The 21,265-nt window shown below is 61.3% G+C and carries 18 protein-coding genes; 7 read left to right on the top strand and 11 right to left on the bottom strand.

The features are described from left to right. The first annotated feature begins 67 nt into the window (after positions 1-67). Positions 68-3,274 (top strand): reductive dehalogenase, encoded by a 3,207-nt coding sequence (locus ACQ651_RS02835; protein WP_430448217.1) that lies wholly within the window; start codon positions 68-70, stop codon positions 3,272-3,274. Here ACQ651_RS02835 and ACQ651_RS02830 read toward each other — a convergent pair. Genes ACQ651_RS02830 through ACQ651_RS02820 form a run of 3 tightly spaced genes read right to left on the bottom strand, consistent with a single transcriptional unit; the run spans position 3,271 to position 7,780 of the window. Next, positions 3,271-4,191 carry a dimethyl sulfoxide reductase anchor subunit family protein gene (locus tag ACQ651_RS02830; protein ID WP_430448216.1) on the bottom strand — a complete coding sequence of 307 codons (921 nt, stop codon included), beginning with the start codon at positions 4,189-4,191 and terminating at the stop codon, positions 3,271-3,273. The two genes, ACQ651_RS02835 and ACQ651_RS02830, sit on opposite strands and share 4 nt — an antisense overlap. Continuing rightward, positions 4,191-4,946 carry a 4Fe-4S dicluster domain-containing protein gene (locus ACQ651_RS02825; protein WP_430448214.1) on the bottom strand — a complete coding sequence of 252 codons (756 nt, stop codon included), beginning with the start codon at positions 4,944-4,946 and terminating at the stop codon, positions 4,191-4,193. Before ACQ651_RS02825 ends, ACQ651_RS02830 begins: the two co-directional genes overlap by 1 nt. After that, on the bottom strand, positions 4,943-7,780 hold the full coding sequence (locus ACQ651_RS02820; RefSeq protein WP_430448213.1) for a molybdopterin oxidoreductase family protein: 2,838 nt from the start codon (positions 7,778-7,780) through the stop codon (positions 4,943-4,945). Before ACQ651_RS02820 ends, ACQ651_RS02825 begins: the two co-directional genes overlap by 4 nt. Positions 7,781-8,194: 414 nt before the next feature. On the opposite strand from ACQ651_RS02820, the gene ACQ651_RS02815 reads away from it, so the two are divergent. Beyond that, positions 8,195-9,352 carry a tyrosine-type recombinase/integrase gene (locus ACQ651_RS02815; protein WP_430448211.1) on the top strand — a complete coding sequence of 386 codons (1,158 nt, stop codon included), beginning with the start codon at positions 8,195-8,197 and terminating at the stop codon, positions 9,350-9,352. A 29-nt stretch (positions 9,353-9,381) separates the two neighbouring features. Here ACQ651_RS02815 and ACQ651_RS02810 read toward each other — a convergent pair whose 3' ends face one another. Both ACQ651_RS02810 and ACQ651_RS02805 read right to left on the bottom strand, forming a co-directional pair. Further along, a complete protein-coding gene (locus ACQ651_RS02810) occupies positions 9,382-9,627 on the bottom strand; it encodes a conjugal transfer protein TraD (protein WP_430448210.1) in 246 nt (81 codons plus the stop codon). A gap of 1 nt (position 9,628) precedes the next feature. Next, positions 9,629-9,955, bottom strand: a complete 327-nt coding sequence (locus tag ACQ651_RS02805) for a conjugal transfer protein TraD (protein WP_430448208.1) — start codon at positions 9,953-9,955, stop codon at positions 9,629-9,631. 172 nt (positions 9,956-10,127) lie between these two features. On the opposite strand from ACQ651_RS02805, the gene traA reads away from it, so the two are divergent. The 5 genes from traA (at position 10,128) to ACQ651_RS02780 (ending at position 16,183) form a co-directional block, all read left to right on the top strand. Beyond that, positions 10,128-13,127, top strand: coding sequence for a Ti-type conjugative transfer relaxase TraA (gene traA / locus ACQ651_RS02800; protein WP_430448206.1), 3,000 nt, complete (start codon positions 10,128-10,130; stop codon positions 13,125-13,127). 120 nt (positions 13,128-13,247) lie between these two features. After that, positions 13,248-13,454: a helix-turn-helix transcriptional regulator gene (locus ACQ651_RS02795; protein WP_430448204.1), complete on the top strand. Its 207-nt coding sequence runs from the start codon at positions 13,248-13,250 to the stop codon at positions 13,452-13,454. Positions 13,455-13,896: 442 nt separating this feature from the next. Next, entirely contained in the window at positions 13,897-14,322 is a 426-nt protein-coding gene (locus ACQ651_RS02790) for an ArdC-like ssDNA-binding domain-containing protein (protein ID WP_430448202.1), read from the top strand. A 27-nt stretch (positions 14,323-14,349) separates the two neighbouring features. After that, positions 14,350-15,378, top strand: coding sequence for an IS110 family transposase (locus ACQ651_RS02785; protein ID WP_430448200.1), 1,029 nt, complete (start codon positions 14,350-14,352; stop codon positions 15,376-15,378). A 301-nt stretch (positions 15,379-15,679) separates the two neighbouring features. Continuing rightward, on the top strand, positions 15,680-16,183 hold the full coding sequence (locus tag ACQ651_RS02780) for a zincin-like metallopeptidase domain-containing protein (protein ID WP_430448198.1): 504 nt from the start codon (positions 15,680-15,682) through the stop codon (positions 16,181-16,183). A 632-nt stretch (positions 16,184-16,815) separates the two neighbouring features. On the opposite strand, the gene ACQ651_RS02775 is transcribed toward ACQ651_RS02780, so the two are convergent. The 6 genes from ACQ651_RS02775 to ACQ651_RS02750 all read right to left on the bottom strand — a co-directional run bounded on the left by ACQ651_RS02775 (position 16,816) and on the right by ACQ651_RS02750 (position 21,265). Continuing rightward, positions 16,816-17,774, bottom strand: a protein-coding gene (locus ACQ651_RS02775) for an IS630 family transposase (RefSeq protein ID WP_430448196.1) whose coding sequence is annotated in 2 segments (ribosomal slippage) — positions 16,816-17,430 and positions 17,433-17,774 — 957 coding nt in all. Because the reading frame shifts where the segments join, the coding sequence is not laid out codon by codon here. A 109-nt stretch (positions 17,775-17,883) separates the two neighbouring features. Then, positions 17,884-18,510: a hypothetical protein gene (locus ACQ651_RS02770; protein ID WP_430448194.1), complete on the bottom strand. Its 627-nt coding sequence runs from the start codon at positions 18,508-18,510 to the stop codon at positions 17,884-17,886. Continuing rightward, positions 18,503-19,411, bottom strand: coding sequence for a DMT family transporter (locus tag ACQ651_RS02765; protein WP_430448192.1), 909 nt, complete (start codon positions 19,409-19,411; stop codon positions 18,503-18,505). Before ACQ651_RS02765 ends, ACQ651_RS02770 begins: the two co-directional genes overlap by 8 nt. Next, positions 19,411-20,184, bottom strand: coding sequence for a maleate cis-trans isomerase family protein (locus ACQ651_RS02760; RefSeq protein ID WP_430448190.1), 774 nt, complete (start codon positions 20,182-20,184; stop codon positions 19,411-19,413). Before ACQ651_RS02760 ends, ACQ651_RS02765 begins: the two co-directional genes overlap by 1 nt. After that, a complete protein-coding gene (locus ACQ651_RS02755; protein WP_430448189.1) occupies positions 20,181-20,954 on the bottom strand; it encodes a hypothetical protein in 774 nt (257 codons plus the stop codon). The genes ACQ651_RS02760 and ACQ651_RS02755 overlap by 4 nt, the downstream gene beginning before the upstream one ends. Beyond that, the gene (locus ACQ651_RS02750; RefSeq protein WP_430448187.1) at positions 20,954-21,265 is read right to left on the bottom strand and encodes a hypothetical protein; all 312 of its coding nucleotides are present in this window, start codon (positions 21,263-21,265) and stop codon (positions 20,954-20,956) included. The genes ACQ651_RS02755 and ACQ651_RS02750 overlap by 1 nt, the downstream gene beginning before the upstream one ends.

The raw sequence follows: 21,265 nt of genomic DNA, 5'->3' as shown, positions 1-21,265 counted from the left end.
TGGCTCAGGCACTGGAACACGGCCCCGGTTCGCGCAATAGTCCGCCCCGAGGGAGGCACTATCGTTCATGACAATCCGTTTCTTTTCCGATGCAAACCGTCCGGTTCACATGGGCCCCTACCCGATGGAACGGCTGGCCCGCGGCTCGATGCCGGATTTGTCTCACGTGCCGCCCTTCGTGCCTCTGGACTTCACGCGCCCCGATGCGCCCGCCTCCATCGTCAATGCGATGACGGAGTATCAGGCGATGATGGACGCCATCCGCGACGGGCTGGTGACAGAGTCCCGGTCCGTATGCCCGGATGACCCGACCGAACGTGCCAACCACCTGAAGGCGTTCGGATACTTCTCCGACGCGTCGATGGTGGGGATCGGGCCGCTGCCCGCCGCGGCGCGCCTGGCGGAGCCCTATCGCAACCCCGGCATCGACGCGCTGGCCGATGATCTGCGCACCAAGCAGACCAAGACGCTTGCCTCTGGCATCGACATGATCATGGCCGATCTGAAAGACGCGGTAGAGGCCCCGCCGAGCACGATCGATGCCCATACCCGCGCGATCGTCTTTCTTTACGAGATGCCGCGCGACCCGCGTTCGGACGAGAAAGGGGTGGGTTGGCTGGACGATGCGCAGGCCCATCGCGCCTGTTTGCGCGCAACCGAAACCGCCGTGGTGCTGGCCAATTACATCCGCATTCTGGGCTGGGATGCCAAGGCGCATACGGGCACCAGCGCGGATGTGGACCTCAACGTTCTGGCCGTGGCCGCGGGCCTAGCGAGTGTCGAGAATGGCACGCTGGCAAACCCCTATCTGGGCAGCCGTTTCGGCATCGCCGCGATCACCACCGAATTCGATCTGACCGTTGACGCGCCGCTGGCTCAGATGGCCCGGCAACCCCGGTTCAGAACCAAGGGGCCGGCCTGGTGGCTGGGCAAGGGGTTCGCCAAATCCGCGCTGAACCGTGACCCGTTCGCGCGGCGCGACTTCGCCGACGGCCCGCACCTGTTCGAGACGCTGACGCGCGTGGACACGCCCACGACCTATATCGACGAACCGAATGTCGCCCGCGTGCCCAAACGTTCGGATATGTTTGCCCGCGCCCAGTTCGGCGATATGGGCAAGGCCAATCAGAACGCCGCGAAAGGCGGCTATTACGTGCGCAAGGCCGCACCTTCCATGGCGCAGCGGCGGATGTTGGGGGCATTCGTGCTGTTGCAGGACGGGCCGGCCGCAGACGGGCCGCGCCCCGACGACCCCCAGGCCAATGCCGATGCGATCAAGGCGGCCAGCTATTTTCTGGGCATCGACGCCGTCGGGATCAGCCGCTGCCCCGACTGGACATGGTATTCCCACGACGCGCGCGGCGACCCGATCACACCGCCCCACGATCAGGCGATCAGCATGATCATCGATCAGGGCTATGAGACGATGGAAGGCGCCTCCGGCGATGACTGGATCAGCGTTGCGCAATCCATGCGCGCCTATCTGCGGTTTTCGCTTCTGGGCGGCGTCATCGCCAAGCAGATCAGAAATCTCGGCTACAGCGCCAAGGCCCATACGGTGCTTGACGGGGAGGTGTTGCAGCCGCCCCTGTTGCTGCTGAGCGGTCTGGGCGAGGTCTCCCGCATCGGGGAGGTCATCCTGAACCCGTTCCTTGGCCCCCGCCTGAAATCGGGCGTGGTGACGACCGATATGCCCATGGCCCATGACAAGCCGATCGATTTCGGCCTGCAACGGTTCTGCGAAAGCTGCAACAAATGCGCGCGCGAATGCCCCTCGGGGGCCATCACCGCCGGGCCGAAGCTGATGTTCAACGGCTATGAAATCTGGAAATCGGACAGCGAACGCTGCGCCAGCTACCGGATCACCACACTTGGCGGGGCGATGTGCGGCCGCTGCATGAAAACCTGTCCGTGGAACCTGGAGGGGCTGTTTGCCGAAAAGCCCTTTCGATGGGCGGCGATGAACATCCCGGCGACGGCCCCCGCATTGGCCAGGCTCGATGACGCGCTGGGAAACGGGGGGCTGAACCCGGTCAAGAAATGGTGGTGGGATCTGGAGCTGCGCGAAGACGACAGTTACGGCCCTGCGTCGCATCCGGTCAACGCCCGCGATCTGCAGCGCGATCTGAACCTGAAATACGAGGATCAGACGCTGGCGGTCTACCCCGCCCCGCTGGCGCCGCATCCGTATCCCTACCCGTTCCCGATGGATCGCGAGGCGGGGATCGAAGCCTATCAGGCGATGATCACCGCGGAGGAGCATCGCGACCGTCTGGCCCGCGGGGACGACAGCGTGGTGCATCGCTACACCAACGATGGCGACAGCCCGGTCCTGCAGGTCGTGGTGACCAGGGCCGAGGCGATGACACCGGAGGTCACCAAATACGAGTTCCGCGCCGCCGATGGCGGTGCGTTGCCGGAATGGACCGCGGGCGCGCATCTGGACATTGTCGTGGCGCCCGAGTTCCTGCGCCAGTATTCCATGTCCGGCGATCCCGCGGATCGCACGAAGTACCAGATCGGCGTCCTGCGGGAGGATCTGGGCCGGGGCGGTTCCCGGCTGATGCACCGCATTTTCAGCGAGGGGCGGCAGATTTTCATCTCCCGGCCGATCAATCACTTCCCGCTGGAGGAGCAGGCCCCCTTCAGCCTGTTGATGGGCGGCGGCATCGGGATCACGCCGATGATCGCCATGGCCCATCGCCTGCATGCATTGGGCAGGCCCTTTGCCCTGCATTATTGCGCGAAATCACGGGCCAGCGCGGGTTTCCTGAACGATCTGGCCGCAATGGAATGGGCCGCAAATCTGCATCTTCATATCTCCGACGAAGGCACACGGGCCGATCTGGACGCGATCATGGCCGCCGCCCCCGAAGGCACCCATGTCTATACCTGCGGCCCCGAGACATTCATGGGCGCCGTGATCGACAGCGCCACGGCGCACGGCATCCCCGAAGAGGCGCGGCATCTGGAATACTTCTCGGTCCCCGAAGTGCCGGACTATGTGAACCACGATTTCATCCTGCGCCTCAGGGATGGGCGCGATCTGCTTGTGCCGGCCGAGAGATCCGCCACGGATGTTCTGGCTGAAAACGGCATTCATGTGGATGTGAAATGCTCCGACGGGATCTGCGGCGTCTGCAAATGCGGGCTGGTTTCCGGCGCCGTGGAGCACAGGGATTTCGTGCTGTCGAAAGCGCAGCGGCAACACAGCATCATCTTGTGTCAATCCCGCGCGGCGGAGCCCGGAGGCATTGTTGAAATCGACCTCTAGGCGCGGGTGTAATAGGTCATCACGCTGTGCTCCGCTTCGGCGAAGAACAGCCAGCGTTCGGCCAGCAGCCCGCCCAGAAAGGCAAGAACGGCCATAAGCAGAAAAAGCCCGGGCCACAGGCCCCAGGATGCAAACAAAGTCGCGAAGACCGGAACGATCCCGCCCAGCACCAGCGCGATCTGGCGCAGCTTGGCCCGATGCTTGCGCCCGATCTTGTGGCCCATCTCCTTCAGCAGGTAATTCCCGCCCGTGTGCGGGGCTTCCAGCATGCGCACTTTGCCCATGGCGCCCAGACCGGTGGCGCTTTCCGGGGTGGACAGGACCGGGGCCGTATCCCCCCGGCGCCACCAGCCGAGCTTTGCGCCCCACGCCAGAAACACGAGCAGCGCCGCCACGGTCGGTAACAGGCCCGCGCCACCGGCAAAGACCTGCGCCAGAAACGCGTAGATCAGCGCGCCACCGGCCAGCGAAAAGCACAGAAACACCACCGGCGTCAGTGGCTGGCACCAGCGCTGCACGGTTTTCAGCTGCGCATAGATCATCGAGGTGGAATAGACCGTGATCAGCGAAAAGGCCGCCGTCAGCAGCCCCAGTAGCCGCCCTTGCCCGCCCATCAACAGGTTCAGCGCGAAGGCCCCGGCAAGGGCCAGCGCGACGATGGCCAGCACGCCCTCCCGCGAGAGCCAGGAGCTGCGCCACTGGCTGAGCGCGCGCCATGCCCGCTCCGGATGGCCCAGATGGAAGGTCGAGGATACCAGACCGGCCATGGACAGGCCAAAGCCGATCACGAACCCGGCCCAATAGAGACCCCCCTGCGGCGTCAGGCCCAGAAACGCAGCCAGACCAAGCGCCGCAAGAACGCCAAAACCAGCGCCGGAACTGACCGTGAAGAAGATGATCGAATAGGCCGGATGCATCAGAGCCTCTCCAGCGCGCGGTCCAGCCAGCCAAAGAACCCCTCCGCCCGTGTCTCGCGCGCATCCGCCGCCAGATCGGCAAGATCGGGCAGATGAGGAACGGGCTCGGGCGTTCTGGGCCGGGGCGGCAGGTATTTGTTCACCGGTCCGGTGCCCTGCTCCGGCATCAGGTCGAACCCGCCGCGCGCGGCCACCAGTTCGGACACGGCCGAGGCCGGATCGTTCAGATCGCCGAAATGCCGCGCACCGGCAGGGCAGGTCCGCACACAGGACGGAATCCGATCCTCCTCGACGATGTTCTCGTTATAGATCCGGTCGACGCAGAGGGTGCATTTCTTCATGACCTTTTCGACCGGATCCATCTCCCGGGCGCCGTAGGGACAGGCCCAGGCGCACAGGCCGCAGCCGATGCATGCATCCTCATTGACCAGCACGATCCCGTCTTCGACGCGTTTGTAACTGGCCCCCGTCGGGCAGACGGTCACGCAGGGCGCATCGTCACAATGCAGGCAGGATTTCGGGAAATGCACGACTGCGGCGGGGCCCTCCTCCGGCTTGACCTCGAATGTGTGGACCCGGTTCAGGAACGCGCCAAGCGGGGCATCGCCGTAGGCATCGGCATCGGCCAGGGCCGAGCCATAGCTGCCGGTGTTCCATTCCTTGCAGGAGATCACGCAGGCATGGCAACCGACGCAGGTATCCAGATCGATCACGAGGCCGAGTTTCACCCCGGTCGAGGCAGGCAGAGAGGTCATGTCCACTCCTCCCCGTAGGTCACATCTCCGGTGCCGCGCCCCACGGGGCTGTCCTGCGCGTCCATCAGCGGGTCGAGCGGGCCATCCTCGGCCGGTTCGATCCGCACCCGCAAATCGTACCACGCCGCCTGCCCCGTCACCGGGTCGGAATTGGCCCATCGCAGCCCGTCGCCCTTGGGCGGAAGAAGCTCGGAGATGAGGTGGTTAAGCAAGAACCCCTTCGTCGCCTCGGGCGCGCCCGGCGACAGCGCCCAGGCGCCCTTGCGCTTGCCGATGGCATTCCATGTCCAGAGCGTCTTGCCATTGGCTGCATCGGTCCGGCGCACCGGCACCTTGATCTTGCCGTGATGCGAGATCACCCAGGCCCATCCGCCATCGGTGAGGCCCGCGCTCTCCATCACCTCCCCGGGCACATAAAGCGGGTTTTGCCCGTGGATCTGCCGCAGCCAGGCATTCTGGGACCCCCAGGAATGGTACATCGCCGCCGGGCGCTGCGTGATTGCGTGAAGCGGGAAATCCCCGGTCACGGCCTCGCCCTCGAATGGCGGGTACCAGACGGGAAGCGGATCGAAGGCCAGGGCCACCTGCGCGCGCAGATGCTCCGGAGGTTGCCGCTCGCCATGGCCTTCGGCGGCCAACTGAAACTTGCGCAGGGTTTCGACATAAATGTCGAAGGTATAGGGCTGCGGCGCATCGTAAAACCCCATCCCGACGGCCCAATCCTGATAGGCCTGATTGGCCATTTTGTAGAACTGCGCGTTGGCCGGAATATCGCTTTGCCAGAAGCCGCCATTCTCGATGTAGCGGTCCAGCTGATCGGGGTTCGGCCGACCGCGCCCGATATCCTCCCCTTCTCCCCGCCAGCCCGCCAGCGGCCCGACACCGGGCTTGCGCTGGTGATTGACGATGTAATCCGCGTAATCCCTGTAAACCGCATCGCCCGCCTCGGTGACGAAGCCCGGCAGGCCAAGCCGCGCGGCCAGATCGATCAATACCGATTGAAAGCCTCGCACCTCCCGGTCCGGCTCCACCACCGGCCAGCGGATCGCATCGGCCACCGCGTCGGGTTCGCAGATCGGGCGATCCAGCAAGGAGATGCAGTCATGCCGCTCCAGATAGGTCGTGTCCGGCAGGATCAGATCGGCATAGGCCACCATTTCCGACGAATAGGCATCGGAATAGATGATATGCGGAATCCTGTAGCTGCCATCGGCGTTTGTGGCCTCCAGCATGTCCATCACGCCGCGGGTATTCATTGACGAATTCCATGCCATGTTCGCCATGTAGAGAAAGAGCGTGTCGATCTCGTAGGGGTCGCCCGCGACCGCGTTCGAGATCACCATATGCATCAGCCCGTGAACCGACAGCGGCGCCTCCCATGTGAAGGCCTTGTCGATCCGTTCGGGATGACCGTCCTTGTCCAGGCGCAAATCCTCCGGCCCCCTTGGATAGCCCAGATGCGGGCCCGCCAGCGGCGCGTTCGGATGGGCTTCGCTATGCGGCGTGGGGTGGGCCAGAACGGGCTTGGGGTAAGGCGGCTTGAAACGGAACCCGCCCGGGCATTCGACGGCGCCAAGCAGGATTTGCAGCAGGTGCAGCGCGCGCGCCGTCTGAAACCCGTTGGAATGGGCCGAGATGCCCCGCATCGCATGAAAGCTGACCGGCCGGCCGATCATCGTGGCATGACGCTCGCCGCGCATATCGGTCCAGGGCTGATCGAGCGTGATCGCCTCGTCGAAGGCGGTGCACGCCAGTTCTGCGGCCAACCGGCGGATGGTTTCCGCTGGCACACCCGTCCGCTCGGCCACCGCCTCGGGCGCATATTCCGCCCCCAGATACCGCCGGGCCAGCAGGTCGAAGGACGGGACCGCACTTCGCCCGTCGGGCAGCGTCACCTCACCGTGCAGCGCGGCTTTGGTCGAGATCTCCGTCCAGCCGCGCGCGCGATGCTCCTCCCGGTCCCAGACCAGCGGTTCCCCGGCTTCGTTTCGCGCGATCAGCCCGTGATCGGGCCCGCCATCGTTCTGCACCACCAGATGCGGCGCGTTCGTGTAGCGCAGCAGGTAGTCGAGATCGACATGCCCCGACCGCAACAGCTCGTGGATCAGCGCAAGAATGAACAACCCGTCCGTACCCGGCGTGATCCCCAACCATTCATCGGCAATCGCATTGTACCCCGAGCGCACCGGGTTGACGGCAACCACCTTGGCCCCGCGCGCCTTCAACTTTCCCAGACCCATCTTGATCGGGTTGCTGTCGTGATCCTCGGCGACACCGAAGATCATGAACATCCTCGTGCGGTCCCAATCCGGGGAGCCGAACTCCCAGAACGCGCCGCCCATCGTGTAGATACCGGCCGCCGCCATGTTGACCGAACAGAACCCGCCATGGGCAGCATAATTCGGCGTTCCGTATTGCTGCGCCCACCAGCCGGTGAAGCTCTGGCTCTGGTCACGGCCGGTGAAGAAGGCCAGTTTCTTCGGGTCTTTCTCACGGATCGGTTTCAGCCATGAGACGGCGATCTCCATCGCCTCTTCCCAGCCGATCTCCTCGAACCGGCCCGAGCCGCGCGGCCCCACGCGCTTGAGCGGTGCCTTCAGCCGTGCGGGAGCGTAATGCTGCATGATCCCGGCGGAGCCTTTCGCGCACAGCACGCCCCGGTTCACCGGATGATCGCGGTTGCCTTCGATATAGCGGATCCGAGGCACCCCGTCGGCATCCGCGCGCAGATGCACATCGATGCCGCAGCGGCAGGCGCACATGTAGCAGGTGGTCTTGCGAACCTCGTCCGAAACCCGGGGGGAGGTCTCCAGAAAGGGTTGCTTCGCGCTCACGACAGGCGGCCCGCCGGTTTTCCGGTCACGGCCTGCGAAAATCGCTCATTTCCGATCATCTGGCGTCTCCCCTCCACGTTCCTGCGCGGCATCCGGCCCCGCGTATCCGCCGTCGCACATTGTGGACATCCCCGCCCGATGACAAGGGGCGGAGACGAACTGCCATTGCGCGGCCCGAAACGCTGGTCAAAGGCAGGTCAGACCCGGAGGAAGCGGTGCTTGTTGAGACATCGTGGTTTCGATGGCAGGAAACGTGGTGCCCGGGGGCGGCATGGCATTCCAGTCCCATTGAGCCCCATGCGATACCTTAGAAGCTTGTAATAAATGTATTTTCCTTGCCTGGCGCTCTCAGGAGTGCTTGCGCCGTTCCAGCAAATCCCGTAACCTGTGGGGGATAATTTGGGGGATATATTTTTGGGGAACCTAACAGCCCTCTTCATCAAATCCGCGCCACCCGGCAAGCACGAGGACGGCGATGGCCTGCGCCTGATCAAGCGCGAGGGCGGCGGCGGCCAATGGGTTTTCCGCTACACGCTTTATGGACGCCGACGGGAGATGGGTCTCGGTGGGCTGAGGGCGCTCTCCCTGAAGGACGCCCGGGACCTTGCGTCCGAGTATCGGACTTTGGTCGCCAAAGGCAAAGACCCAATCGAGCATCGGCGCAAGCAACGCCAGGACGCCATGCGCAGCCGCCACCTTCTAAGAGATGTCGCGTCGGACGCCTTCGAGAGTCGCAAAGCCGACCTTAAGGGGGATGGCGCTGCGGGACGATGGTTCAGCCCGTTGGAGCATCATGTGCTTCCCAAACTCGGGCGCATGCCCGTCAGCGAGATCACCCAAAGCGATGTCCGGGACGCCTTAGCCCCGATCTGGCATGCCAAAGCTGCAACAGCCACGAAGGCCGCTAATCGCCTCAAGATCGTTCTGGATCACGCAGCCGCTCTGGGCCTCGATGTCGATTTGCAGGCGGTTGCCAAGGCGAAGCAACTCCTCGGTCGGCAGCGGCACGAGGTCACGTCGATCCCCAGTATGCCGTGGGCGGAGGTCCCTGCGTTCTACACCTCGCTGGAAGAGCCAACGATCACGCATCTCGCACTGCGATTGCTTATCCTCACAGGGCTTCGCTCACGACCCGTGCGGTTTGCGCGGCTGGACGAGATCGAAGGGGATATCTGGACCGTGCCCGCGAACAACATGAAGGCACGCCTCGGTGCTGCAGAGGACTTCCGCGTGCCCCTCAGTGAAGAGGCACAACATGTCATCGACCTCGCTCGCCCGTTTGAGCGCGATGGCTATCTGTTCCCGTCGGTTCGCAAGGGCGTCATCAGTGACGCAACCATGGCGCGGCTGATGGAGCGCAGAGGTTTGGAAGCACGTCCGCACGGCTTCCGGTCCAGTGTACGGACCTGGCTTGCCGAAGAGACGGACGCCCCGCACGAGGTGGCCGAGATGGTGCTGGCGCACGCCTCGGACAGCAAGGTGGTGCGGACCTATCGCCAGACCGATTTCCTCGATCAGCGGCGACCTTTGATGGACCGCTGGGCAAAGATTTGCACGGGGCAATGCCCCTGACACGTCGCTGGCCGCTGACCTCTGGTCCACTACCGGCCCAAGGGCCCATCTCCTTTCTGAGCGTCTTCGAACGCCCCTTTCCCCTTCTCGGCCCAAACTTCTCGTGCATGATCGCCTTGTTCACTCTCGAGCTTGTCGGCAATCCAGAGCAACGCGCCGTAGATCAGAGCGCGATCATCGCTGGTCAGTTCCACGACGCGTGCCTTGACCACAAGTCCTCCAAGTTCGATCAGATGCCGTGTGCGCTTGCGGCGTTCTACCTGCCAGTTGCGCATGTCATGCCGTGCCTTTGTCGCCTGGTGCCGGTTGCGTGCCGCTCGGTTGCGCCGGAGTGCTTTCCGCGTTGCGGTCAGCCGTTTTCTGAGATCGCCGCGACCGGCGCTGAAAGAACGCCGCCCCGCGTTTCGCCCAGGCCTCCCTCTTGCCGGGGTCCGTGGTCTCGGCCAACACGATCAACGCACCAGCCAGTTCGTCGGCACTGAACGCATCGGCTCCAGTGGTGATGACCAACTCACCTAACTGTTGCACCTTGCGAGTCTTCAGCTCTTTCGCCTTCGCTTCCAGTCCTTTCAACTCAGCGTCATAATCCCGTGGTTTGCGCATTCCTGCCTCCATAACCTGTTGATGCAGCGAGGATAGCGGGGCATGTTTCAGAAGGCAGCAGAGTCGCCAGGACGGCTGGGGACGCACCGGTCCATCCCGAGATTTTATTGAGGGAGGGCGCGCTTATACGTCGTTCAGACGTGGGCGTTCTTGTGTAGATGATTGCGCCATCATGGCGATCTATCATCTCCACGTGAAGGTCATCGGGCGCGCGGCTGGCTCCAGCGCGGTGGCGTCCGCTGCCTATCGCGCAGCGTCCCGTTTGCGCGATGACCGGATCGAGCGCCCTCATGACTTTACCGCAAAGCGCGGCGTTGTGCATTCCGAAGTGCTGCTACCGCAGAACACGCCCGAAGCATGGTCCGACCGCGAACAGCTCTGGAACGCGGTCGAGGCGGTCGAGGTTAGGAAGGATGCGCAACTGGCCCGGGAGGTCGAGTTCGCGATCCCGCGCGAGATGAGTGAGGCAGAGGGCATCGCGCTCGCCCGCGACTTCGTGCAGTCGGAGTTTGTGGATCACGGCATGATCGCCGATCTCAATGTGCATTGGGACAGGTGTGCCGATGGCCTGCCCAAACCCCATGCCCATGTCATGCTGACGATGCGGTCCGTCGATGAAGATGGGTTTGGCAAAAAGGTGCGCGACTGGAACAGCACCGGGATGGTCGAGCGTTGGAGGGAACGCTGGGCGACGCTTGCCAACGAGCGCCTGGCTGGACTCGACATCGACGCAAGCATCGATCACAGGAGTCTGGAAGACCAAGGCATAGCGCTGGAGCCGCAAAGCCAGATCGGCGCGCCAGCGCAGCGGATTGAGGGCGAAGGTCTTGAGGCCGCCGACCGGGCCGAACTGCATCGTGAGATTGCGCGCGGCAACGGCGCGAGGATCATCGCCAATCCCGCGCTCGCACTGGAGGCGATTACCCATCAGCAATCGACCTTCACGGACCGCGACATGGCACGCTTCGCCCATCGGCACAGCGATGGGATCGACCAGTTCAATGCAGTGACAAGCGCGATCCGAAGCGGGCCCGATCTGGTTGTGCTTGGCCAGGATGGGTGCGGCGAGGACCGTTTCACCACCCGCGCGATGATCGAGGCCGAACAGCGCCTTCATCGCGCCGCCGAAGTCTTGGCCGAGAAGGAACGTCACGACGTGCGGGACGCGGATCGCAAAGCAGCCTTGGCGCGTGCGGAAGCGCGCGGTCTGGTTCTGTCGCGCGAGCAGGCTGACGCTCTGACGCAGATTACCGGTGGGCGTGATATCGGGATCGTCGTGGGCCATGCCGGGACGGGCAAGAGCGCGATGCTGGGCGTGGCGCGGGAGGCCTGGGAGGTAGCGGGGTATCGGGTGCGCGGCGCGGCGCTCTCCGGCATCGCGGCGGACGGACTGGAGGCCGGATCGGGCATCGCGTCGCGCACCATCGCCAGCCTGGAACACGGTTGGGCGCAGGATCGCGACCGGCTCACCTCCAGTGATGTCCTTGTCATCGACGAGGCGGGCATGGTCGGCACGCGGCAGTTGGAGCGGGTGCTGTCACATGCGGCAGATGCCGGGGCCAAGGTGGTGCTGGTCGGCGATCAGCAGCAGTTGCAATCCATAGAGGCCGGGGCGGCCTTCCGGTCGCTTCACGACCGTCACGGCGGCGCGCAGATCGGTGAGGTGCGTCGCCAACGCATGGACTGGCAGCGCAACGCCACCCGCGATCTGGCGACCGGTCGGACCGGGGCGGCGATCGAGGCCTATGAGGCGCAAGGCATGGTGCATGCCGCCGAGACCCGTGAGCAGGCGCGCGCCGACCTGATCGACCGCTGGGACCGCGACCGGCAGGCGACACCGGACCAGAGCCGGATCATCCTGACCCACACCAACGCCGAAGTGCTCTTGCTCAATGAGTTGGCGCGGGAGCGGAAACGCGCGGCGGGCGATCTGGGCGAGGACGTCTCCTTGACGGTCGAGCGGGGTGACCGTTGCTTTGCGTCTGGCGACCGGGTGATGTTCCTGCAGAACGACCGTGGTCTGGGCGTAAAGAACGGTACGCTCGGGACCATCCATGAGGCCAGCACACAGTCCCTGTCCGTTCATACCGATGATGGGCGCTCCATCGCCTTCGACCTCAAGGACTACGACCGCCTCGACCACGGCTATGCCGCGACAATCCACAAGGCCCAGGGCATGACGGTGGACCGAACCCATGTTCTCGCGACGCCGGGCCTGGACGCCCATGGCAGCTATGTCGCCCTGTCGCGGCATCGGGACGGACTGAACCTGCACTACGGTCGCGACGACTTCACCAGTCAGGATCGTTTGATCCGCACCCTGTCGCGCGATCGGGCCAAGGATATGGCGCTCGACTACGTGGACGCCAATCCGGTGCAGGACTTTGCCGAGAGGCGCGGCATCACCTTCCGCGAACGTGTCGTCGAGGCCCTGCGCAAGGTGATGCCGGAGCGGCTGCGCGACGGCATCGACGGGCTGTCGGATGGTACGCGCTCTGCCAGAGGCGGCACGCTTGGAGCGAGAGAGGTGCGGGGGCCGGGAAGGGAAAAAGCCGGCAAAGAAATCAGGGGCGGAGCAGCGAACGCGCCGGAAATGGCTTTGACTGACGACCCGGAAGCGGTAATGCGAATAGCCCGCACCGAAGCCCTCAAGCGCCATGCCCGCGCGGTGGATGCGGTCTTCACGGCTCAGGAGAGGGGCGGCACCGGCACATCCGATCAGTTGCGCCACCTTTCTGAGTCTCGCGCGGCCTTCGAGGAGGTCCGGCCTCACGGCTGGTGCGATGCCGAGGCGGCCTATGCCAAGGACCCGTCCCTTGCCCGCGAGGCCGGATCGGGCCAAGCCAACCGCGCTATCCGGGCGCTTCAGCTTGAGACGCAGTTGCGCAACACTCCGGAGCGCCGGGCTGCACAGTTCGTGGATCGCTGGCAAAAGCTCCATCGGACCAGCCTGACGCACTACCGGTCGGGGACGATGTCCGATTACCGGTCGACACGCGCGGAGATGGGCGAGATGGCCAAGAGCCTGCAGCGCGATCCGCAGTTGGAATCCCTCCTCGCCAACCGCAAGGCAGCCCTTGGCATCAGCATGGACTCTTGCCGCCGACTCGGGGCCGAGCTCGCCTTTTGCCACGGCATCGACATCACAAGGGGACGTGGTCTCGGCCTCTGAGACCCGTCCGATCTGCCGCCCATTCCACGCCCTGCTACGACGATGGGCCGGACGGTCTTGCGCCAACAGCACGCGGCGTTCTGTCTGGATCAAGAACATCCAGCAGGAGGCAATAATCCCATGTCCGACCCAGATCGTATCATCCGCCTGAACACCGTCCTCGACCGAACCGGCCTGTCCCGGTCCACCATCTATCGCAAGATCGCCGAGGGCACCTTCCCCGCACAGCTCCGGATCAGCGTCCACGGTGCTGGGTGGCGGGAGTCCGACATCAACCGGTGGGTCGAAAACCCAACAGGCTGGCGATTGGAGCGAGAGGAAGGCTGATTGCCGCGAAGGATTTGCAGTTTGGGTAACAAGGAAGCTACAAAAATTCTGTGATCACGGCAAAGAGCCGATCTCGCTATAAGCAATAGACAGGGAAGGGGATCGACGGGCTGACGCCCGCTCACCCCAACCCTGGCAGTTTCCACATCCTGTTGATCCGCCTGCCATCCCGGCAGGTCCGAGAAAACCGGCAAGCGCCGCCGTTGGCGTCGGTTCCGGTCGAGAATTCCGGTTCCTCCCACGCGCAGGCGCGCGGTTCCCTCCCAAATTCACGCCCTCCACCCGGTTGTCACGGCCCCGCCAGGCCGCAGGACGGGCTTTGCCCTTACCTGCTCTGCCCTTCGGAATGCATGGGCATTCCAAAGATCAGACCAGGAAGGCCCGCCCATTGGCGGAAAGGGGGGAAGAGACCCGGACCGCATCACGCGAAGGAGGGTCACAAATGACCGCAGAGAAGTTTGACGTTTACTCCCATGTCACCAATCAGATTGTCGCGCAGATCGAGGCGGGAACGCCGCCCTGGCGCAAGCCGTGGACCGGCAGCGGAGCATCGGTCAGCTTGCCCCAACGGTTCAACGGTGAGGCCTATCGGGGCATCAATATCCTGATGCTTTGGGCGACAGCGATGGCCAAGGATTACAGCTCAGCCCGCTGGATGACGTTCAATCAGGCCAAGCAGCTTGGGGGCCATGTCCGCAAGGGCGAGAAATCCGCCACGGTCGTGAAATACGGCACCGTCGAGCGCGAGGACGAGAACGGCGAGGAACGCCAGATCCCCTATGCCAAGGCCTACCGCGTGTTCAACGCTGATTGGGTGGATGCTCCCTCCCGCAACGGCATCGCGATGTGCCAAACTGGACTTGGTTGAAGCCAGTGAAATTGAAAGGGAGCACCCATGAAGGACGTTAGCATCTTGGCCATTGATCTCGCAAAGCACAGTTTTCAGGTTTGCGGTACCACCACGGACGGCGAGATTCTGTTCAATCGGAAATATTCCCGCGCGCAGTTCGAGCAGTTTCTGACATCCCATCCGGCCTGCCTGGTTGCGATGGAGGCTTGTGCGACGAGCCACCATTGGGGTCGGACGGCTATGGCGGCAGGCCACGAGGTGCGACTGATCCCGCCAGTATACGTGAAGCCGTTTGTCAGGCGTGGAAAGAATGATGCGAATGACGCAGCGGCCATAGCGACAGCAGTCCGACAGCCAGACATGCGCTTTGTTGCCGTGAAGAGTCAGGAGCAACAGTCGCAGGCTATCCTCTTCCGCACGCACCAGTCGTTCACGCGTGCGCGGGCTCGGATGATGACCACACTGCGCGGACAACTCGCAGAGCATGGGGTCATCGTGCCGAAGGGCCATGCCGCGCTTCTCGCCTTCGAGGAGCAGCTTGAACGAAACCCCGAGCGCGTCCCGGATCTTGTGCTGGAGACGGTTCGATTGCTCTATCATCAGATCAGCCAGCTCGGTCAGTCCATCAAGACGCTGGAGCGACAGATGGCCGATATTGCCAAGAAAGACGAAGTTGCCCGTCGCATCCAGACCATGCCCGGTGTCGGGCCCGTCAATGCAGCTGCATTCCTCGCCTTCGCCCCGCCGATGGAATCCTTCAAACGCGGCCGTGACTTTGCCGCATGGCTTGGCCTCGTTCCGAAGCAGCTCTCGACAGGCGGGAAGACCCGCTTGGGCCGGGTGAACAAGATGGGGCAGTCGGATATGAGGCGACTGCTCGTAAATGGCGCGACCGTCTGCATGCGATGGGCCGCTGCCAAGGGTGTCGATCCAGACAGCTGGCTCGGCCGCCTGATGGCAAGGAAACCATGGAAGGTCGCCGCGATCGCACTCGCGAACAAGATGGCGCGAGCACTTTGGGCCATGGTCACGAAGAAAGAGGAATACGCGGGCGGCCTGGTCACCTACGCCTGATCAAGCCACCTGAAGGATTTTGCCGAGGGCGCAACGCCTGAGGTGAAGCGCAAGGAGTTCTGAGGGGATTATGGGCTAACTGATCTCACGTTCAGCTTCGGGAAAACCATACTCTGGTCCAGGACCTTCGAGTCCGGAACGCTGATTTTGGAACCGGAGCCTCGAACACCATAACGGCCCGTGGCGGAAGGTGTCACATCGAGAGGCCTGACACACGGGCGATACCGATCACGACGCCAGGAATCCGAACCAGAGCAGACTTGCAAAACCGGGAGCATCCACACACGATCAGATCGAGGGTTTGCCCGCTGAATTCTATATCTTACCCGATCCGCCCCGTGATCTTGGCACCTTGGCCGATCCAGCGTTGGAGGCATTCTTTGCCGCGAGTGGCGCGCAGATCGACAGCACCGAGGAGCCGCGCGCCTACTACAACATCAAGACCGACCGCATCCACATGCCGCCGATTGGCACGTTTCACAGAGCCACAGGATATTACGGCACCTTGGCCCACGAACTGACTCACTGGACAGGGGCGACAAAGCGACTGGACCGTTTTGGCCGGTTCAATGATCGCAAGGCATACGCGTTCGAGGAGCTGGTCGCGGAGATCGGCAACTGCATGCTTTGCACGCAGATCGGGGTGGAGCCTGAATTTGATCAAAGCGCCGCCTATGTCGAAGGATGGCTCGACGCGATTAAGGAAGACAGCCGCGCAATATTCCGCGCCGCGTCCGAAGCGCAAAAAGCGGTTGATTACATCATGGCCCGCACCGCGCAGGCCGACCGGATGGCCGCCGAGTAACAGCTCCATACCGCCGAAATGATCGAGGCCCCCGTCAGCAGGCGGGGGTCTTTTGCGTTCTGGCGTGATCATGGTTGCAGGCGGTTTCAAGGTGACCTGTCGGCGGGCAACCAAAAGGCCACCCGTCGACAGGCCCGGCGCTTCGCGCGGACGGGCATAAAATGCCCGAAAATCGTTCATAACGTTGGTGACAGAAACGCTTGAGTTTTCGTCCATCCTGATGAGCGATGGGACTCCGAAGAGCACCCATTGTTACTGATCTGTCCCATGCCTTAGGCTGTGTGAAAGATCAGGGAAGGTCAGGTGAAACCGGATGCAGTCGATTACAGCAGGATGCTTGGAAATTTTCTATCATGCGGCGGGGCCGGAAGACGGTGATCCAGCCATCCTGTTGCGCGACTTTCCTTACGATATCCGTGCTTACGACGCTGTTTTCAGTTAGCCTTGCTGAGCAAGGGTATCGCTGCCTCGTCCCGTATTTACGCGGTTATGGCCCAAGTCGCCTCCTTTCTTCCGAGACGATGCCTGACGCGATAATATCGCTTCCCGGTAATCACCACAACATCTGGTGGCCCGAGTTTTTACCGATAACGCGCGTCAGCGGGTCTCGGCTGATTTAAAGCGTCCCGCCTTTAACCTGCGACATATCCGGCAGCCGTGAAGTAATTCCAGCACTCGTCGGGAGAGTAGAGGTCGCAGATCTCGGCGATTGCGTTGAACATGTCGGTGAATGTTCGCGCTCCGATCCGGCGCAGGTGTGCTTTGAGCTTTGAGAACGCCATTTCGATGGGGTTGAGGTCGGGACTGTAGGGCGGCAAGAACAGGAACCAGCACCCTGCCTTACGCAATGCTTTTTCCGCTTCGGCATTCTTGTGCGTGGCGAGATTGTCCAGAATGACGACGGTTCCGGGTGAGAGTTCCGGCACCAGCACCTTTTCAACGTAAGCGGCGAAGGCCGCGCCATCCATGGCCCCTTTGATCACCCAGGGGGCGATCATCGCGTCGGCACTCAGTCCGGCTATGAAGGTCTGGGTGCCCCATGAGCCGAAGGGGGCGTCCATGATCAGGCGGTTGCCGCAAGGGGCCCATCCCCGCTGCCGCGTCAGGTTCGTCTTCACGGATGTTTCGTCAATAAAGACAACGCGTTCCGGGTGCTTCGATACGGCTGGGACGCGCTGCTTGAACCAGTCTTCGCGCTGTCGCCTTACCTTGGCACGGCGGCGTTCGGTGGCGACCAGCGATTTTTTTTATACGTATAGCCCAGCTTGCGAAGGAACTTGCCGATGGCGTTGGGGTGCGCCTGAACACTCGTTGCGTCAACCAGGGCTGCACTCAGCTCGGGCATCGTGATGTCTCCATCTTGCTCGATGATTTCAGCAAAGAAGCTCCGATGCGGGTCCAGCTTGCCTCGGCCTTTTGGTCGGCCCTGCGGAGCGGCCTCCGCCCGGCCGGTCCGCCGGATCGCAAGCGCCCATCGCGCTCCCGTGGCGGGCGAGAGTTTCAAACGAAATGCCGCCGCGCGACCGCTTAACCCTTCCTCAATGTATCGCTGAAACCGCACCCGAAGCGCGTCTGGCAAAGGTGCTGACATGATCCATCCTCCCAAACAGGATGAATCACAAAATCATGCGTGTGGGAATCCCCGCGATTCAGGTTTTGGGCGGGTCGCTTTAAAAGGCTTCTAAAGCCCAGCGTTTGGCTCAGATCTTGATGAGCGTTTCGCTACCTGAAAATGACCGACCCAGGTCCCACCACTGCCCCTGAAGTGTGCCGTCTTCAGTGTCTAAGTCGTAGAAGGCAAATTGGACAAGAGCGCCTGGCGGCCCCCACGCTGCGAACAGACTGCCGGCTACCATCTGACCGATGCCAAGATAGTGAAATCTCTCATCGTCCCACCATGCAAAACGCATCGCGTCGCCTTCCATAGAGATCGTTTTTCTGAGAGGATTGAAGGCAGCTCCATCGCCGGAGGAATAGTCTGCCCGATACTCACCAAGAAGGCTCGTTGATGGTCCCCCAGAGGACAATCCAGTGCTCAATTGTCCATTCAGGCTACAATGATACCATGCAGCGGGCAGCTCCCCGAACTGAGTGATATCATATTTCACGAGCCCAACGACATCACCCAAATCAGCAGCTTGTTGGACCAGCCCTCGGGCAATGCAAAGAAAGCCCTTGTAGGTAAATCCTACACCATGCAGCTCAGGATAGCCGGTTCTTTGCAGATGCGTCACCCGCCAAGCGTCGCCTTCCTTGGCCAGCCTTACCGACTTCGGGCCGCCATCGCCCCCCTCTTGGGCTGTCCAAGTGCCTTTAGGATCAATCATCGGCTTTTTCTCGGAACAGGGTCATGATCACGAGCCCCCCCAAGATAAGACCGGTGCCTAGTTTTAGGGTAAGGGTCAGAGGCTCAGACAATAGAAGCGCCGAAGATAGAACTCCGACAATCGGAACTCCAAGAAAGCCGAGGGACGAGACCATCGCAGGCAAGCTTTTTGCAACCATGACAGCGCCCCAATATGCAAACCCCGTCGCAGCAATGCCGACAAAGGTCAGAACCAAGATTAGATTTTGGTTCCAGACTGTCTCCGATGGATCCTCGCGCAGCAGGCTTAGCGATATCAGCAACATGCCCGACACGAGCATCTGCCATGGGCTCAGAGCGAGAGGCGACGCATTCCAGTTATGAAGCCGCACATGTACTATTCCGATTGCCCAACTGAGTGCTGATAGGATCAGTAAGCCATTTCCCAACAGCACATCTTGGTCTGTCCAATTAAATCCAAATGGATTGAACAACACTAGTAATCCGAGCATTCCGACCATCAAACCACCGATCGTACCCCAGTTTAATCGTTCGCGTAGGAAAATGAAAGCCAAGGGAGCCACCCAAATCGGGTGTGTGAATGCAAGTAATGACGCCCTGCCCGCTTCTACAAAAGAGAGAGAGAAGTGCATCAGAGCTGTTGGGATCGCCATCTGCAGCACGCCAACACTCACAACCATAGGCCAATCAGCGTAGGAGGGCAGTGTGATTTTACCATAAGCGCGCACAACGATGAACATGAATGCGGCCCCTACGAACATCCTCAAGGCACCGAAGAAGACTGGAGGTATAAACTCGATGCCGATTTTCATGATAGGCCAAGTTACACCCCAGATCACAACCACCAACGTGAGCAACAGGACTGTCGCTGACACGCTTGGCCGCAAAGTTTCCGTCCTCATTAATTTGGTGTCTCCACAGTGGAAAAAATCGACCCAAACTTAGCGAGAGATTGCGCGCCAAGTTGGTCTAGAAGCTGAAGGGCCTTCCAAACGCTCGCTTGAGTACTGGTAAGGACCGTCATGTCTATTGAGGCTTCAATCCCATCAATCACATTGACAACGGACAGCGCGTTGCAAGGAATAAACAGCGCTCCGCTTCGCGAAAACTCCATAGCGCTCGCAGCTGTCGTCAGATCGAGAATATCTATTGCAGATAGGTCGCGTGCTCTCCATTCATTTGGCGATGCAACCTGTTCAACAGCAATGCCGTTGTTCTCGAACAGTTCTACGAGCTTTCGGTTCAGACTATCCCCATAGGGGCTCAAGATCGAGATTGTTTGCGCGCTACACATCTCTAAAGCTTCCACAACCGCTGCAAGTGGGGTCACGACAAACGCACCAGACAGGGTGTCTCTAATCGCATCCTCAATAAAGTCACGACCATGCAGGACTTCGCCGGATGTGCACCCATAAATGACGGCCGATATGTCTTTACAGCTCGCCAAAAGACGCGTGGATCTTGCAAGATCAGAGCGGTGATCCGTTCCCCGTGCGGCACAGGTCTCGTAATTTTCCATGCGGCTGAAATGAGCTACACACCCATGTGGTAGCATCGAGTATGTATCAGCTTCTATTGAGCCATCGGAAGCCAAGACCAATGTGCCAATGCGGCGTGGGGGCGATATGCTGCCCCCCGTTCCTAAATGCCCTTGGATTGTCTCAAAGTGTGTCATGGTGAAGCCGCGCTAATGCTACGGAGATAGGCCGGTAACTGACGCGCCTTAACGTCCTCGATGTAGGCGTTCTGCCACTCAAAGTCCGGATTGTCGGCCGCCAAGTAGCACATGGTGTTGTCATCAATGAACGGTTTTTCCGCTGATCGAAAATTCAAATTGAGCGTGATGCGATAGCCTCTCGTCATAGGTCGAACCCTGTGCATCAACCGCATGAGTTGGCCGAGAACACTGAAGCCTTCGCGATGCTGGATGCTGATAATGCGGTCTTGAGGGATTTCTTCTCCAGAATGAGCCCGGTAAAGCCCCTCATCGGCGGATCCCCTATACAATTCTAGTTCACCGCCTTGGGGGTCGATGATCGATAGCGGAATGAGTTCGGTTACAGGCACACCATCCGCATGCCATGTGATTGCACCATCTTCAGGACGCGCACTGGTGAATGTAATGATCGACGAAATGATCGAGATCGGGTAAGGTTCCAGCCTAGTCCCTGACAACTTTTCAGCAACCTCCATGCGCCTTGGCGAATGCAAGAGATCGTTTATTTCGGGGATATGTGATGCTGCATCTCGAATATAGTTCAGGTTTAGTTGTCGCTTGTCAGCATGCATTTCCTTGATCTCGAGCGCCCGCTTGAGAATGTGCCCTAGCAAGTCATCATCGTAGCTGTGCCGAAATTGGACTACCCCGAGATCCGAAACCTGATGATAGTTTGGGTATCCCGTAATTTCTGAGCGTGAATGTCGCGCGGCAATTTCGACCGTCATCATTGTTCCTTTCCAATGCTTTGAAGGTCCAAGAAGGTGGCAAGCTTCGCTGATCGATGCACGCTGACGAACAGCTCGGCATGATAGTAACCATCCTCTTCAGGAAGGCTTGCCAGGCCGTGTTGAGACTTCGAATGCCTTAACAATGAGAGAATGCTTGCCTGTTCAACGGGATCCTTAAACCGACGTTGAATGAAAGTTGTAGAGGGCACTTTGAATGTTGCAAATCCATACTGCGCAAGAACATGTTCAATCTTTGAGTAGTCAAAAGCGCGCAGAACAAAGTTTGCGAAAATTGGCGGATTTTCCAT

Source organism: Rhodophyticola sp. (genome assembly GCF_965284195.1).
GTDB lineage: Bacteria > Pseudomonadota > Alphaproteobacteria > Rhodobacterales > Rhodobacteraceae > Rhodophyticola.
Note: the sequence above shows the minus strand (reverse complement) of the source record. Positions and strands in the feature narration are given on the sequence as shown.